The organism is Streptomyces sp. NPDC006207, assembly GCF_040613835.1.
Lineage (GTDB): Bacteria > Actinomycetota > Actinomycetes > Streptomycetales > Streptomycetaceae > Actinacidiphila.
The window spans coordinates 12678-27782 of sequence record NZ_JBEXSX010000094.1; the positions used below are offsets into that span (position 1 = coordinate 12678).

At 72.9% G+C, this 15105-nt stretch carries 15 protein-coding genes; 6 read left to right on the forward strand and 9 right to left on the reverse strand.

The window, feature by feature from the left end; all coding sequences use genetic code 11:
- Positions 1-95 precede the first annotated feature (95 nt).
- On the reverse strand, positions 96-2630 hold the full coding sequence (locus tag ABZ312_RS41815; protein ID WP_500439969.1) for a SpoIIE family protein phosphatase: 2535 nt from the start codon (positions 2628-2630) through the stop codon (positions 96-98).
- Between the two features lie 229 nt (positions 2631-2859).
- On the opposite strand from ABZ312_RS41815, the gene ABZ312_RS41820 reads away from it, so the two are divergent.
- Both ABZ312_RS41820 and ABZ312_RS41825 read left to right on the forward strand, forming a co-directional pair.
- Complete coding sequence (locus ABZ312_RS41820; RefSeq protein WP_499512309.1) at positions 2860-3300, forward strand: OsmC family protein; 441 nt, start codon at positions 2860-2862, stop codon at positions 3298-3300.
- A gap of 133 nt (positions 3301-3433) precedes the next feature.
- Positions 3434-4075, forward strand: a complete 642-nt coding sequence (locus ABZ312_RS41825) for a TetR/AcrR family transcriptional regulator (protein ID WP_500439970.1) — start codon at positions 3434-3436, stop codon at positions 4073-4075.
- 94 nt (positions 4076-4169) lie between these two features.
- Here ABZ312_RS41825 and ABZ312_RS41830 read toward each other — a convergent pair whose 3' ends face one another.
- Entirely contained in the window at positions 4170-4478 is a 309-nt protein-coding gene (locus tag ABZ312_RS41830) for a GNAT family N-acetyltransferase (protein WP_500328960.1), read from the reverse strand.
- Entirely contained in the window at positions 4475-4744 is a 270-nt protein-coding gene (locus ABZ312_RS41835; RefSeq protein WP_500328961.1) for a DUF2630 family protein, read from the reverse strand. Before ABZ312_RS41835 ends, ABZ312_RS41830 begins: the two co-directional genes overlap by 4 nt.
- 186 nt (positions 4745-4930) lie before the next feature.
- Here ABZ312_RS41835 and ABZ312_RS41840 point away from each other — a divergent pair, with 186 nt between their 5' ends.
- From ABZ312_RS41840 to ABZ312_RS41850, 3 genes are all read left to right on the forward strand, one after another.
- On the forward strand, positions 4931-6454 hold the full coding sequence (locus ABZ312_RS41840) for an MFS transporter (protein ID WP_500439971.1): 1524 nt from the start codon (positions 4931-4933) through the stop codon (positions 6452-6454).
- Between the two features lie 274 nt (positions 6455-6728).
- Entirely contained in the window at positions 6729-7925 is a 1197-nt protein-coding gene (locus ABZ312_RS41845) for a MarP family serine protease (protein ID WP_500439972.1), read from the forward strand.
- A 177-nt stretch (positions 7926-8102) separates the two neighbouring features.
- Positions 8103-9008 carry a DMT family transporter gene (locus tag ABZ312_RS41850; protein ID WP_500439973.1) on the forward strand — a complete coding sequence of 302 codons (906 nt, stop codon included), beginning with the start codon at positions 8103-8105 and terminating at the stop codon, positions 9006-9008.
- Positions 9009-9075: 67 nt separating this feature from the next.
- Here ABZ312_RS41850 and ABZ312_RS41855 read toward each other — a convergent pair whose 3' ends face one another.
- From ABZ312_RS41855 to ABZ312_RS41870, 4 genes are all read right to left on the reverse strand, one after another.
- Positions 9076-10149, reverse strand: a complete 1074-nt coding sequence (locus ABZ312_RS41855) for a glycerophosphodiester phosphodiesterase family protein (protein ID WP_500439974.1) — start codon at positions 10147-10149, stop codon at positions 9076-9078.
- A 139-nt stretch (positions 10150-10288) separates the two neighbouring features.
- On the reverse strand, positions 10289-10939 hold the full coding sequence (locus ABZ312_RS41860) for an HAD family acid phosphatase (protein WP_500439975.1): 651 nt from the start codon (positions 10937-10939) through the stop codon (positions 10289-10291).
- A gap of 60 nt (positions 10940-10999) precedes the next feature.
- Positions 11000-11194 carry a DUF397 domain-containing protein gene (locus ABZ312_RS41865; RefSeq protein ID WP_500328967.1) on the reverse strand — a complete coding sequence of 65 codons (195 nt, stop codon included), beginning with the start codon at positions 11192-11194 and terminating at the stop codon, positions 11000-11002.
- Entirely contained in the window at positions 11191-12003 is an 813-nt protein-coding gene (locus ABZ312_RS41870) for a helix-turn-helix domain-containing protein (RefSeq protein ID WP_500328968.1), read from the reverse strand. Before ABZ312_RS41870 ends, ABZ312_RS41865 begins: the two co-directional genes overlap by 4 nt.
- A 179-nt stretch (positions 12004-12182) precedes the next feature.
- On the opposite strand from ABZ312_RS41870, the gene ABZ312_RS41875 reads away from it, so the two are divergent.
- On the forward strand, positions 12183-12398 hold the full coding sequence (locus tag ABZ312_RS41875; protein ID WP_499512298.1) for a DUF4287 domain-containing protein: 216 nt from the start codon (positions 12183-12185) through the stop codon (positions 12396-12398).
- An 8-nt stretch (positions 12399-12406) separates the two neighbouring features.
- Here ABZ312_RS41875 and ABZ312_RS41880 read toward each other — a convergent pair whose 3' ends face one another.
- Both ABZ312_RS41880 and ABZ312_RS41885 read right to left on the reverse strand, forming a co-directional pair.
- The gene (locus ABZ312_RS41880; protein ID WP_500328969.1) at positions 12407-13231 is read right to left on the reverse strand and encodes an arylamine N-acetyltransferase family protein; all 825 of its coding nucleotides are present in this window, start codon (positions 13229-13231) and stop codon (positions 12407-12409) included.
- A 50-nt stretch (positions 13232-13281) separates the two neighbouring features.
- Positions 13282-15105 (reverse strand): MDR family MFS transporter (locus ABZ312_RS41885; RefSeq protein WP_500439976.1); only part of this gene is annotated, 1824 nt, incomplete at its 5' end.

Genomic DNA, 15105 nt, shown 5'->3' on the forward strand with positions numbered 1-15105 from the left:
GGGAGCGGGATCCCGCGCGACTGGTGGGCCATCAGGGCGAGGCCGCAGGCGGCGCCCGAGGGTGCCGGCGTCCGCGGCCGCCGGTCGGGGCAGCTTCAGGCGGGCAGTTGCTGCTCCGTCCAGATGACCTTGCCCCGTTCGGTGTAGCGGGTGCCCCAGCGCCGGCAGAGCTGGGCGACGAGGAAGATCCCGCGGCCGCCCTCGTCGGTGGTGGCCGCGCGGCGGAGCCGGGGGGAGGTGCCGCTGGCGTCGGCGACCTCGAAGACCAGCGCCCGATCGCGCAGCAGCCTGGCCTGCACGGGGCCGGCGCCGTGGCGGATGGCGTTGGTGATCAGCTCGCTGGCGATCAGCTCGGTGGTGAAGCTGAGCTCGTCGAGGCCCCAGGCGCGCAGCCGGCGGGTGATCGCGGAGCGGAGCGCGGAGACGGCCGCGGGGTCGTCGGGGACGTCCCAGCAGGCGACCTGACGCTCGTCCAGGGACCGGGTGCGGGCGACGAGCAGGACGACGTCGTCGGCGGAGGGGGCGGGGCGCAGCGCGGCCTCGAGCGCCGCGCAGACCTCCTCCGGCGGGCAGCCCCGCGGGACGGCGGTGAGGGCGCGGCCGAGCCGGCGCATCCCGGTGTCCGGGTCGAGGTGGCGGCCCTCGATGAGGCCGTCGGTGTACAGGACGAGGCCGCTGCCCTCGGGGACCGCGAACTCGGCGGACTCGAAGGGGAGTCCGCCCAGGCCCAGGGGCGGCCCGGCGGGCAGGTCGGGGAAGCGCACCTCGCCGTCCGGGGCGAGCAGCGCGGGCGGCGGATGGCCGGCCCGGGCCAGCTGGCAGCGCCGTGCGACCGGGTCGTAGACCGCGTAGAGGCAGGTCGCGCCGGCGAGGCCGGGACCGGCGCCGCTCTCGTCGTCGAGGCGGACGACGAGGTCGTCCAGGCGGCCAAGCAGCTCGTCCGGGGGCAGGTCGAGGGCGGAGAAGTTGTGCACGGCGGTGCGCAGCCGGCCCATGGCGGCGGCGGCGTGGATCCCGTGCCCGACGACGTCACCGACGACCAGGGCCACCCGCGCGCCGGAGAGCGGGATGACGTCGAACCAGTCGCCGCCGACCCGGCCGCGCGCCGCGGGGAGGTAGCGGTGGGCGACGTCCACGGCGTGCTGCTCCGGTACGCCGTGGGGGAGCAGGCTGCGCTGGAGTTCGAGGGCGAGGTGGTGCTCGCGGGTGAAGAGCCGCGCGTTGTCGATGCAGACGGCGGCGCGGGCGGCGAGGTCGCGGGCGAGGGTGAGGTCGTCCTCGGCGAACGGTTCCGTCCGCGCGGCGCGTTGGAAGGTGGCGACGCCCAGCAGGGTGTCGCGGGCGCGCAGGGGGACGGCGAGGACGGCGCTCGGCTCGCCGTCGGGGCCCGGGGTGGTGTCGCGGACCGCGGAGCCGCCGTACAGCGCTCTGGCCTGGGGGCTGTCCGGGGCGAGGCGAATCGGTTCGCCCCTGGCGTACGGGCCGTGGCCGCGGGCCGCGCCGTCCGTCGCCACCCGGCGCAGCTCCGCCCCGGGGGCACCGGGGGCACCGGGGGCCGTGCCGTCCAGGACGGGGCAGTACAGGTCGACGGTCGCGTGGTCGGCGAACCGGGGCACGGCGGCCTCGACGATCTCGCGGGCGGTGCGGGCGACGTCGAGGGTGGTGCCGATCCGCAGGGCGGCGTCGCTGAGCAGTTCCAGGCGGCGGCGCGCGGCGACGGCCAGGCGGCCGACCCCCGGCTCGCCGACCAGCAGCGGGCGGCTCGCGGCCCCGCCCGGGGCGTTGCCGCGCGCGCCGGCGTCCCCGGGCACGCTGACCTCCACGACGGCGCCGCCCGCGAGGGGCCGGCACAGCAGATGGGCCGTGCGGCCGTGGGAGAGGGGGAGTTCGAGCGCCTCCCGCCGTCCGGCGGCGATCAGCCCGGCCGCGGTCTCGGCGAGCACCGACTCGTCCCCGTCGGTGAGCCCGGCCGGCGGGCCGACGCCGGGGATGTGCCCCACGCCGTCGAGCCGCAGGGGGGCGGCCGCGGCGCCGCGGTGCTCGGCGGTCAGGTAGCCCTGCAGCAGGGCGCGTTCGCGCTCCCCGCACTCCTCCAGGAGCCGCTGCTCGATGGCGAGGGCGCAGCCGCGGGCGAGTTCGGCCATGAGGGGGTGCGCGTCGCCGTACAGGCTGGTGAGGTCGAGCACGCCCTCCACCCGGCCGCTGAGGGGGTGGCGGACGGGCACGCCGAAGCAGGTGAAGCCGCGCAGGGCGGCGGAGAAGTGCTCCTCGCCGGAGACGCGGACGGGGTGCCGGGCGGCCAGGGCGGTGCCGATGCCGTTGGTCCCGGCGTCGAGTTCGTGGTAGCTGAAGCCCGGGGCGAGCCGGACCCGGTCAAGGGCGGGCAGCAGCGGCGGCTCGGCGGCCCGGCGGTCGATCACCAGCCCCCGGTCGTCGGTGAGCAGGACGGCGGTACGGGTGCCGGAGAGCGTGCCGGCGAGCCGGTCGAGGACCGGACCGGCGGCCCGGACCAGTGCCCCGGTGGGGTCGACGTCGTCGGTGTACGGGACCACGAGCCGTTCGGGGTCGAGGCCGGCGGTCTGACAGCGCTCCCACGAAGCGAGGATGGGTACCCGCACGGATTCGACCACCAGGCTCACTCCTTGACGTCCGCGTCCCAGGTCCCGAACGTAGGGCGGCGGCACGGCGACGGGGGGCGGGTCGGTGAAATCCCTGCGTACAGCCACCCTTGTGGGTGACGGCCCGTTTGACAGGGGGCAACACGACCGTCACGGCGGGGGAGATCGCTTCGCGAAGCGGCGCGCGGTGGTGAAGACTTGGACCCGCCGCAGCCGTACGCCGTACTTGGGAGGATCCACCATGTCCACCACGCCGCACTCCACCACGCGGGTCGCGCACACCGTCTGGGACGGCAGTCTGACGGAGGGCAGCGGGGTCGTGACCCTCGACTCCTCCGGCATCGGGGAGTACCCGGTGACCTGGGTCGCCCGTTCCCAGGAGCCGGGCGGGAAGACCAGCCCCGAGGAGCTCATCGCCGCCGCCCACTCCAGCTGCTTCTCGATGGCCCTGTCGGCCGGCCTGGGCAAGGCGGGCACCCCGCCGACCCGGCTGCGCACGCAGGCCGACGTCACCTTCAAGCCGGGCACCGGGATTACCGGCATCCACCTGACCGTCGAGGGCGAGGTGCCCGGGATCGACGAGGCGGAGTTCGTCAAGGCGGCCGAGGATGCCAAGGCGAACTGCCCGGTGAGCAAGGCGCTCGCGGGCACGGAGATCACGCTCACGGCCTCGCTGGCCTGACGCCGCGCGGCGCCGGCGCGTGAGCCGGACCGTGTGCACCGCCCATCGAAACGTTTCGGTTTCGGTGGGCGGTGCCATATTGTCGTTGGGATACGAAACCGTTTCGCAGGGGACGAGAGACGGAGCACGGAACATGACGACCGACGCGAGCGTACCGGCGCGCCGCACCCGGCTGACGCCCGAGCGGGAGCAGGAGCTGTACGGCGCGGTGATCGACCTGCTGCGCGAGGTCGGGTACGACGCGCTGACGATGGACGCGGTCGCCACCCGCACCCGGTCCAGCAAGGCCACCCTCTACCGGCAGTGGAAGAGCAAGCCGGAGCTGGTCGTGACCGCGCTCAGGTGCACCAAGCCGGTGCACGTGGAGAACGTGGACACCGGTTCGCTCCCCGGCGACCTGCACGAGCTCGCCGACCGCATCGGCGACGGCTCGGACGTGGACACCCCGCTGATCCGGGGCCTGGCTCACGCCTCCGCCACCAACCCCGACCTCGCCGAGGCGATGCGCCAGCACCTGATCGAGCCCGAGCTCACCGGGGTGCGGCAGCTGCTGGGGCGGGCCGCCGACCGGGGGGAGATCGACGCGGCTGTCCCCGCGGCCGAGTTCATGCCGCACATGATGCTCGGCGCCGTGATCACCCGCCGCCTGCTGGAGGACGTGGAGGTCGACGCCGCCTTCATGCACCGCTACATCGACGCGGTGGTGCTGCCGGCGCTCGGCATCGGACCCGGTCGCGGCACGGCGCCTCGCTGCGTTGGCGAATCGTCCGAGTAGCCCACGACGAGGGCGCCTCTCCGCCGTGCGAAGTACCGCACCAGACCCCGCGGGGCCCGCCCTCCGGGCGGCCGGCACTGCTTTGACGACAGGCCTAGTCGCTGACCGTGCTGCGCGGCCGGTACTCCAGGTCCTCGTACTCGGGGTGGTGCGCGATCCAGCCCGCGATGAACGGGCAGGCCGCCAGCACGCTCTGGCCGTGCTCCCGCGCCTCGTCCAGCGCGTGGCGGGCGAGCGCGGAACCCACGCCCCGGCCCTCGAACTCCGGGTCCACCTCGGTGTGCAGGAAGGCGATCATCTCGGGGGTGCGGATGTACGTGGCGAAGCCCGCCAGCCTGCCGCCGACGTGCGCCTCGTAGCGTCGCGCGCCGGGGGTGTCCGTCACCTGTGCGTCGCTCTTCACGACTGGTAGCCCTCCACGGTGTGCGAGGGGCGCACCTTCGCCTCGCCCGGGTCCCCGCCCGCCTCGGTCTTGGCGCGGCGCTGGCGGAGCAGGTCCCAGCACTGGTCGAGCTCGCGCTCCAGTTCGTCGAGCCGGGCCTGCTCGGTCCCGCTGTCCACCCGCCCCTCGCTGAGGAGCTCGCGCAGGGTCCGCTCGTCGGAGACCATCGCGCTGATCCGTTCCAGGATCGCCCTCTCGGGGCGATCTCCCGCGTGCTGCTCGGCCACGGCCGCACCTCCTCGGTCCTCGGCTCCCACTCTAGGCAGCCGGTTGCGCCCCTGCGATCGAAACACTTGCGTTTCGATAAGGCGGGCCCTAGTCTCGACGTGTACGAAACGGTTTCGTATCTCGTCGGGTTCCCGGCGTCCCGACCCCTCCCTGCCCTCCCCGTGACCGACTGGAGCGCGTCCCGCATGTCCCAGAGCACCGCCGACCCGAAGGCCGGCACCGGCGCACCCCCCGTGGGGGCCGAGACGAAGGCGCCCGACGCCCCGGCGGCGCAGCGCTGGTGGGTCCTCGCCGTCATCGGCATCGCCCAGCTGATGGTCGTGCTCGACGCGACCATCGTGAACATCGCCCTCCCCTCCGCCCAGGCCGACCTGGGCTTCACCGACGGCAACCGGCAGTGGATCGTCACCGCCTACGCCCTCGCCTTCGGCAGCCTGCTGCTGCTCGGCGGCCGGATCGCGGACCTCTTCGGCCGCAAGACCGCCTTCCTCGTCGGCGTCGCGGGCTTCGCCGGGGCCTCCGCGCTCGGCGGCGCCGCCGGCAGCTTCGAGATGCTGGTGACCGCCCGGGCCCTGCAGGGAGCCTTCGGGGCGCTCCTCGCACCCGCCGCGCTCTCGCTGCTCACCACGACCTTCACCGACGCCAGGGAGCGCGCCCGCGCCTTCGGCATCTACGGCGCCATCGCCGGCTCCGGGGCGGCCGTCGGCCTGCTGCTCGGCGGGGTGCTGACCGAGTACCTGAACTGGCGCTGGACCCTCTACGTCAACCTGGCCTTCGCGCTGGTCGCCTTCCTCGGCGGCGCGGCCCTGCTGCGGCGGGCGAGCCGCCGTCCCGGTGCGACGATCGACCTGCCCGGCACCGTGCTGGTCTCCGCGGGGCTGTTCGCCGTCGTCTTCGGCTTCTCCAACGCCGAGAGCCACGACTGGAGCTCGCCGCAGGTGTGGGGCTGCCTGGCCGCGGGCGCGCTGCTGCTGGCCGCCTTCGCCTGGTGGCAGACCCGGGCGCGGCACCCGCTGCTGCCGCTGCGCGTGCTGCTGGACCGCAACCGGGGCGCCTCCTTCGCCGCCTCGCTGGTCTCCAGCGCCGGCATGTTCGCGGTCTTCCTCTTCCTCACCTACTATCTGCGGCTCACCCTCGGCTACTCCTCGGTGCGGACGGGCCTGGCCTTCCTCCCACTGGTCGGCGCCCTGATGGTCGGCGCCCAGGTCGCCACCACCGTGCTGGTGCCCCGGGTGGGCCCGAAGCCCGTGGTGCCGGCCGGTTTCGGCCTCGCGGCGGCGGGCCTGGCCTGGCTGACCGGGCTCGGCCTGGACAGCGGCTACGCGGCCGACGTGCTGCCGCCGCTGCTGGTGATCGGCCTGGGCATGGGCCTGATCTTCCCGCCCGCGATGAACCTGGCCACCACCGGTGTCGGCGCCGAGGACGCGGGTGTCGCCTCCGCCGCCGTCAACGCCATGCAGCAGGTCGGCGGCTCGATCGGCACCGCGCTGCTGAACACCCTGGCCACCGGTGCCGCCACCGACTACGCCCTGGCCCACCGCACCGATCCGCTGGTGAAGGCGCAGGCCGCGCTGGAGGGCTACGCGACGGCCTACTGGTGGGCCGCGGCCTTCTTCGCGGCCGGCCTGGTGATCAGCTTCCTGCTCTACCGGCGTGGAATTCCTGCTCAGGACGGGAATGCTGAGGCCGCCCCGGTCGTCCACATGTAGGGGGAATGAGCTGCGGGGCCGCCCCTGAGCGGTGGGAAGGTCCCGCACGCGCCGACCCGTGGGGACGGGGTGCGGTGCGACGGAGGGCCCGGTGCCGGCGTCCGTGGTTGCACACGGAAGCCGTGCCGGGCCTTTCCCATGCGATTCCACGGTGATCCGGGGAGCCCGGGGCAGATGTGACGGAATCTGCGTGCGGTGCACCGCAAAAGGGAACCTATGGGCAGTTAATGTGCGTTTTCACTGGTCCACAGGGTTTCGTCGAAAGGCCCCTCGGTTGAACCTGCTCGACCTCCTGCTGCTGGTGCTGACCGTCGCCTACGCCGTCGCCGGCTTCCGGCGCGGACTGGTCGTGGGCTGCATCTCGCTCGCGGGCTTCCTCGGCGGTGCGGTGGTCGGCGTGTGGCTGCTGCCGTACGTGCTGCAGTACGTCGAGTCGGGCACGCCACGGGCGACGCTGGTCGCGCTGCTGACCGTCCTGGTGCCCGCGGCCGGCGGGCACGCCCTCGCCTCCGGGGTCGCCTGGAAGGTGCGGACGGGTCTGGACTGGGGCCCGCTGCGCTGGCTCGACGGGGTGGGCGGCGCGGTGGCGAACGCCGTGGCCGTGCTGCTGGTCGCCTGGGTGGCCGCGAGCGTGCTGGTGACGTCCTCCTCCAGCGTGCTGGCGCAGTCGATCCGCGGGTCCGAGGTGCTCGGCGCGGTCCAGGACACCATGCCCCGGCAGGCACCCACCTGGTTCAGCAGGGCGACCAGCGCACTGGCCGAGGCCGGGTTCCCGCAGGTGTTCAACCCCTTCGAGTCCGAGCCCGTCAACGGGGTGCCCGCGCCCTCCGGGGACAACGTCACCACCGCCGCGGCCGGCGCGGCCGCGCGCAGCACCGTCAAGATCGAGGGCGTCGCCTTCGTGGACGGCCGCCGTCAGGGCCAGGAGGGCACCGGTTTCGTCTTCGCCGACGAGCACGTCATGACCAACGCCCACGTGGTGGCCGGGGTGGACGAACCCGCGGTGCAGGTCGGCGGCCTCGGGCGGGCCTACCGGGCCACCGTGGTGCTCTTCGACCCCGGCAAGGACGTCGCCGTCCTGGACGTCCCTGGGCTGGACGCGCCCGCGCTGAGCTTCACCGACGACGCCGTGAGCGGTGACGGCGCGGTCGTGGCGGGCTACCCGCAGGACGGCGGCCTCGACCTGCGCGCCGCGACGGTGGCCGGCCGCATCCGCGCCACCGGCCAGGACATCTACGGCGACGGAACGGTCACCCGCGACATCTACCAGGTCCGGTCCGTGGTGCGCCCCGGCAACTCCGGCGGCCCGCTGCTGGACACCTCCGGACGTGTCTACGGGGTGGTCTTCGCCCGCTCCACCGCCGACTCCACGACGGGCTACGTGCTGACCGCCGACGAGGTGCGCTCCGACGCGCTGCGCGGGGCGCGCGCCACGGAGCCGGTGGACACCGGCGACCGGGCCGCGCTGTGACGGCCGCGCGGTGACCGCCGGACCGCGGCGGGCCTCCGCATACGTTCGACGTTAGACTTTCCCTTTACGCGGAAAACGGGACGAACCCATCGAAGACATAGAAACCATCGAGCGTCGTCCGGCGCCGAGCCGGACGAGGACGACCGCGGCCGAGCACGCGGGAGTGGTGCCGTTGTCATGATCTCCATCCTCTTCGCCGTCCTCGCGGCCTGCAGCAACGCCTTCGGGACGGTCCTGCAGCGGCGCGCGGTGCTCACCGTCCCCGCCTCGAAGTCGCTGCGCCTGGGCCTGATGAAGGACCTGCTGCGCACCCCGGTCTGGCTCGCCGGCATCCTCGGCGTCATCCTCGCCGCGATCTTCCAGGCCCTGGCGCTGGGCACCGGTTCGCTCGCCGCGGTCCAGCCGGTGTTCATCCTGGAACTGCCGCTGGCCCTGGTGATCGGCGGCATGGTCTTCCACGTGGAGCTGTCCCACAAGGCGTGGGCCAGTGTGGCGTGCATCGCCGGGGGCCTGGCGCTGTTCCTCTTCTCGATGGCGCCCAGCGGTGGGCGGGACCAGGTGCCGGGCATCTGGTGGGTGCCGACGCTGCTGATCGTCGGCGGGCTCGGCGCCGCGCTGGTGCTCGCCGGGCTGCGGCGGCCCACCGGACTGATGCGCGCCGCCTGCCTCGGTGGGGCGGCGGCGGTCGGCAACGCCCTCACGGCCGCGCTGATCAAGTCGTCCATGGACGTCCTGGAGCACCAGGGGATCGCGGCCTGGCTGCTGTCCTGGCAGACCTACGCCTTCGCCGCGGCCGGCGGGTTCTCGTTGTTCCTGCTGGGGACCGCGATGCAGGGGGGACCGCTGATCGCCTCCCAGCCCGCCCTGACGCTCGGCGACGCCGTCGTCGGCTTCTGCCTGGGGGTCGCGCTCTACGGCGAGCAGCCGCGCACCGGCTTCTGGCTGCTGCCCGCGCTGGCGGGGTTCGCGGTCCTCAGTTACGGCGTCTTCGCGATGTCCCGCACCCAGTGCCTGTACAAGTGCGTCCACCCCGAGGAGCACCTGGCCAGCCCGGCCGGGGAACCCGCCGCCTCGACCATGTGAACCGCACGCGGACGCCCCCGGGACCGGCAGCCGGTCCCGGGGGCGTCCGCGTGCAGGGCGCCGCTCGTCAGTGGCGCGGGGCGGGGTACGCCTTGGGCAGGCGCATGCCGCGGTCGGCCATGATCTGCCGGACGTGGTTGGGGTAGTCGGTGATGATGCCGTCGATGCCCATGTCCATCAGGGCCTCGATGGTCGGGTTGTCGTCACAGGTCCACGGGATGACCTTCAGGCCGCGCTCGTGGGCGTCGTCCACCATCTTCCCGGTGACGTAGAACGTGAAGTTCGGGTCGGCGATGGTGCCGTTCTGCGGCATGCCGTAGACCGGGGAGAGCGCCTTGACGCCCGGTATGGCGGCGGCGGCCTTGACGAAGTCGCCGTCGTAGTCGTCGGCGTCGATGCCGCCGAGCCACGGGGAGGCGCCGGGCTTGCCGACCTGGAGGAAGTCGTAGTTGGTGAGCGCCACCAGCGGGTACTTCGGCGCGAGCTTGTGCATCTCGTTCAGGGCGCCCCAGTCGAAGGACTGGATGGTGACCTGCTTCTCGATGCCCGAGCGGTGGATCTCCTCGAAGACCCGGCGCACGAACAGCTCGCGCGGCGCGGTCTGCTCGGGGGCGCCGGCCTCCACCTTGGTCTCGATGTTGAGCTTGACCTTCTTGGCCTTGTAGCTCTTGACCAGGCCCAGGACGTCCTTGAGCTCCACCATGCGGTGGCCCTTGATCTGCTCCTGCTCGGGGAAGCCGGGCAGCTGCTGGTAGCCGCAGTCCATCGTCTTGATCTGGGCCAGCGTCAGGTCCTTGATGTACTTGCCGACGTACGGGTACATCGGGTCGCCCGCCGTCACGGGGCCGGTGTCCTTGCACTTCTGGGCGCTGATCTGGCGGTCGTGGTTGACGACGACCTTCTGGTCCTTGGTGACGTGGGTGTCCAGCTCCAGGGTGCTCACCCCGAGGCGCAGGGCCTTGCCGAAGCCCTCCAGGGACTCCTCGGTGGTCATGCCGATGCCACCGCGGTGGGCCTGCAGGTCGAAGGAGGCCTTGGGGGAGTGGCCGTGGCCGTGGTGGGCCGTGGCCGCCTGGGCGGCGGTGGGGACCACGAGCGCGGGTACGACGGCCAGGGCTGCGATTGCGTGCCGGAGGGACATTTACACCTCGTCTACATCGGACGAACAGGACCTGGCGACGCTAAGCCGCAGGTCGAGCGCGTACGAAGCCCGCGCATGAGGGCATGGTGAACGCCCGGGGAACGATCGTCCCCCGGGCGTGGCCCGGTCACGGACGGTGTCAGTCCAGGAGGCCGTCGTAGTCGGGGAGCTTGAAGGTGCGCTCGGCGTGGCCGCCCACCAGGTCGGTGGTGTTGTTGCCGATGTTCGCGACGATCGTGTATCCGCGCTTCTCGATGGCGGCGCGCTGCGCCGTCTTGTACGCGCTGACCTCGTCGAAGAGGTCCGGGATCGAACGGCCGTAGAGCCCGGCGACCGGGTAGCCCTCGCGGTCGAGGTTGTAGTGCGTGGCCGGGTAGATGAAGTCCGGCCGGGCGGTGACGAAGAAGACGTCCACGCCACGGGAGTCCGCGTACCGGGCGAGGTCACGCGTCGGCGCCACGGCCGGCGGGAACCACCAGTCGAAGTACGTCTCCAGCGCGGTGTTGTCGATGTCCAGCACGATCGCCAGCTTCTCGCCGGGCTTCCGGGCGGCCGTACGGTCCTGGACGTAGGTGTGCGCCTGGTCGATCACCGGGCGCACGTCCCGCAGCCAGGTCTCGTGGCCGACCGAGACGGCGGTGGCGGAGGCCGTGGTGGCCGCCACCACCGGGACGCCGGTGGGCTCGGAGGCGTGCGCGTCGGCGGGGAGCGCGATGCCGGACACCCCGGCGGCGATGATCGCCGCGACGACGGCGCCGCGTCTCCAGGTGAGGGTTTTGAGGGTTGTCATGCACCGTACGTTCGCTGGTGCGGGTGAGCGGAAACTGGCGTTCGGATTACCGGTTGGTAACTATCCTTGGGGTTCGGACAATTGGCTGGCGAAGGCCACGAACGCGGTCCACGCGTCCGGCTCGAAGGCCAGAACCGGGCCGGACCTGTCCTTGGAGTCCCGTACGTGGACGGCAGCCGGGCCGACCGCAACTTCCACACATTCGCCGCCGTCGCTGCCGCTGTGACGGGACGTGAACCACACGAGAGCGCTCACAGTTCACCCGCAATCTGCTCGATCACCTTGGCAGAGTCCTCCGGCGTGAGGGCCTGCGCCCGGATCATGCCATAGCGCTGGTGGAGCAGACTGACCCTTTTCCGGTCATCCGTGAGCAGGCCCCCGACCTGACCTTCAGCGTAGGCGAGCAACTGGCGTTCGGGGTTCTCCAGGAAGGTGAAGGGACCGTCGAGTCCGGCGTGCGACTCGTAGCGGGCCGGCATGACCTGGATCTGGACGTTGCGCCGCCGCCCCACCTCGACGAGGTGCCGCAACTGTGCCCCCATCACGGCCCGTCCGCCCGTCGGGCGGCGCAGGAGCCACTCCTCCAGGACGAAGGAGAGCATGCACACGGGCCGGCGGGTGATCAGGGTCTGGCGGGCCAGCCGGTCCTCGGTCCAGCGCTCGACCTCGTCCTCCTCCAGGGCCGGACAGCGGGCCCCGAACACGGCACGGATGTAGGCCTCGGTCTGCAATAGGCCGTGAATGACGTGGGTGTTGTACGATCCCAGGCTCAGCGCCCGGGCCTCCTCGTCCGCGTACTCCCCGTACCCCACGGGCAGCTTCTCCCGGGACAGATGGGGTGCCACCGCCTTCAGCACCCCGGGTGAGCCCAGCAGTTGCTCGGCCCTGTCGATGAACGCCGTGCTGGCGATGCGCTCACCGCACTCGATCTTGACGGTCTGCGACTTCGAGTAGCCCGTGTGCGCCGCCACCGCGTCCAGGGTGAGCCCCTGGCCCTCGCGCAGCGCCTTGAGCAGGTCCCCGAAGATCCTCATGCTCACCGAGCGCTTGTCCTCGACCGTCACGCGGCCACCCCCGTCCGGCTCCCCTGGCGTCGTCCCGCAGCGCCACGCTAGGCACGCGGCGGGCGGCGGCACGCCGGGAACCGGCGGAATTCACCTGACGCGGGGAATCGAGGACCGGGTGTGACGCAGGCCACGCCACGGTGCCGATGGATTCACGGCGCCCGCGCGGTCCACCGGGCATGACAGAAAACGTGAAGGGCCCGGCGAGTTACTTCCCGTCGATCGAGAAGAAGTACGGCCGGCCGGTCGAGGAGTGGAAGGAGCTCATCCGCTCCTCCCCGCTGACCCGCCACATGGAGCTCGTCGGCTGGCTGAAGGCCGAGCACGGACTCGGGCACGGACACGCCAACGCCCTGGTGGCGCACACGCTCGCCGAGGGGAAGGACGCGTCGTAGCCGCCGGGTCACTCCGGCAGCCGCGTCCCCTCCGGGAGCCGTACGGCGAAGTCGTCCGCCAGGACCCGCAGCACCTCGTCCGCGTCCGCCAGTTCCCGTTCCTTGCGGGTGCCGTCGGCCGTCGTCTCCGTCAGGCGGCGTCCGGTCAGGGACAGGTGCGCGTCGCCGGTGGTGCGCTGGGCGTAGACGCCGCGGGAGAAGGGGGAGCGCGGGTTGGTCGCCACGTGCCAGTTGATGACCTCGTAGTCGGGGGCCTGGAAGGGTTCCACCGTGAAGGCGTACTGGTCCTCCCAGCCGTCGTCAGCGGCGCCGGGCGGGTACGCCTGGAGCTTCCACAGTTCCAGCGGCCCGTCGTGCGGCGCGTGGACCAGCCGGTGGCGGCGCGGCGCGTCGTGCAGCTCCACGTCCGCCACCAGCGGCAACGGCTCCAGCAGGGCGCCGATGCTCCCGAAGCCGACGTCGCTCACGTACGGCACCGGCTCGCCGGGCACCTCGGCGAGCATGAGCATGTGCGTACGGGGGCGGACGTCCCCCGGCTTCGCCCCCACCAGCACGCGCGCGGTGAGCAGCGTGACTCGGAACCCGAGGGCGGTGAGCGCCGCGGCGAACAGGGTGTTGTGCTCGTAGCAGTAGCCCCCGCGCCGGCCGTGGACGAGCTTTGCCTCCAGATCGGGCAGCGCGAGCGAGGGCGCCCGGCCCAGGACGGGGTCGAGGTTCTCGAACGGGATGCCCAGCATGTGGGCGCGGTGCACGGACCGCAGCACCTCCGCCGTGGGGCGGCGTTCCCCGGCCCAGCCGATGCGGGCGAGATAGGCGTCGAGATCGAGCGTCATACGACCACCCTACGGATGCGGGGCGATTCCTTCGCCCCACGGACCGGCCCCTACACGGGTGCGGGGTGGCGGTCGTCCTCGCTCTCCTCCAGGAGTTTGCGGGCGAGGCTGTCGACGGCGCGGTCCATCAGGGCACGGTCGGCGGGGTCGGCGATCGTCCAGTCGTCGAGCCGGGAGTCCAGCCAGCGGCGCCAGGCCGCGGCGAGGAGGTCGAGCTGGGCGCGGCCGGCCGCGGTGAGGGTGAGGGTGTCGCCGTCCACGCGGGCCCAGCCGCCGCGGGCCACCTTGGCGAAGGCGGGTTCGAGGACCTCGCCGGGCATGTGGTGGGCGCGGGCGACGGCGTCCAGTGAGGCGCCGCCCTGGAAGCGGTCGCGCCAGTGGATCTGCCCGAGCGCCCAGGCCTCGCCCGGGGTGAGCGGGGAACCGGAGTCGGCCAGGATGCGGAGGGCGACGGCGGGCTCCGCGGCGTGTTCGCGGCGCATGACGCCCGCGACCGCCCGCTCCAGTTGGACGACGGCGTCGGGGGAGTCGGGGGCGGAGAAGCCCTCGCCCATGTCCGAGGCGCCGGCGCGGGCGCTGTCGCGCAGCGGCACCTCCTTGAGGAACCAGGCGATGACGAAACCGGCCAGGGCCACCGGGGCGACCCACAGGAAGACGTGCTGGATCGTGTCGGCGTAGGCGTCGACGATCGGGGCGGCCCGGTCGGGCGGGAGCGCCCGCAGGGCCTGCGGGTCCTGCGCCGCGGCGGCCGGGACGCCGGGCACCTCGGCGAGGGCGGCGGACAGGGCGGGGCCGAGCCGGTTGCCGTACAGGGTGCCGAAGACGGCGGTGCCGAAGGCGCTGCCGAGGGTGCGGAAGAAGGTCACCCCGGAGGTGGCGGTGCCCAGTTCCGCGTACGCGACGGTGTTCTGGACGGCGATCGTCAGGACCTGCATGGCCAGGCCGATGCCGAGGCCGAAGACGAGCATGTACAGGGACTCCAGCCACGGCCCGGTCGCCCGGTCCATGGTGGACATCAGGTACAGGCCGAGCGCCATGACGGCGGTGCCCGCGATGGGGAAGGCCTTGTAGCGCCCGGTGCGGCCGATGACGGTGCCGGAGGCCATGGACGTGCCGAGCAGTCCGGCGACGAGCGGGAGGGTGCGGACCCCGGACTCGGTGGCGGAGACCCCGTCGACGAACTGGAGGTAGGTCGGCAGGTAGGTGAGCGCGCCCAGCAGCGCGAAGCCGACGATGAAGCTGAGCAGCGAGCACACGACGAAGACCGGGTTGCGGAACAGGTGCATGGGGAGCATCGGCTCCCTCGCGCGCAGCTCGACCAGGACGAACGCGGTCAGCAGCACGGCCGAGGAGACGAACAGCCCGACCACGACGGCGGAGTCCCAGGCGTACTGGCTGCCGCCCCACTCCAGGGCGAGCACCAGTCCCGAGGCGCCCAGGGCGACCAGCGCGATGCCCGCGTAGTCGACGACGGGGCGGACGGCGGCCCGGACGACGGGGACGGTACGGGCGGCCATCACGACCATCACGATCGCGACGGGGACGTTGACGTAGAAGCACCAGCGCCAGGTGGCGTGGTCGGTGAACAGACCGCCCAGCGTCGGGCCGACGACCGTCGTGACCCCGAAGACCGCGCCCAGCGCGCCCTGGTACTTGCCGCGCTCGCGCAGCGGGATGACGTCGGCGATCAGGGCCATCGCCGTGACCATGAGTCCGCCGCCGCCGATCCCCTGGACGGCGCGGGCGACGATCAGCATGAGCATGCTGGTGGCGGCGCCCGCGAAGACCGAGCCGGCGACGAAGACGACCGCGCTGACCTGGAAGACGACCTTGCGGCCGAACAGGTCGCCGAACTTGCCGACCAGCACGGTGGA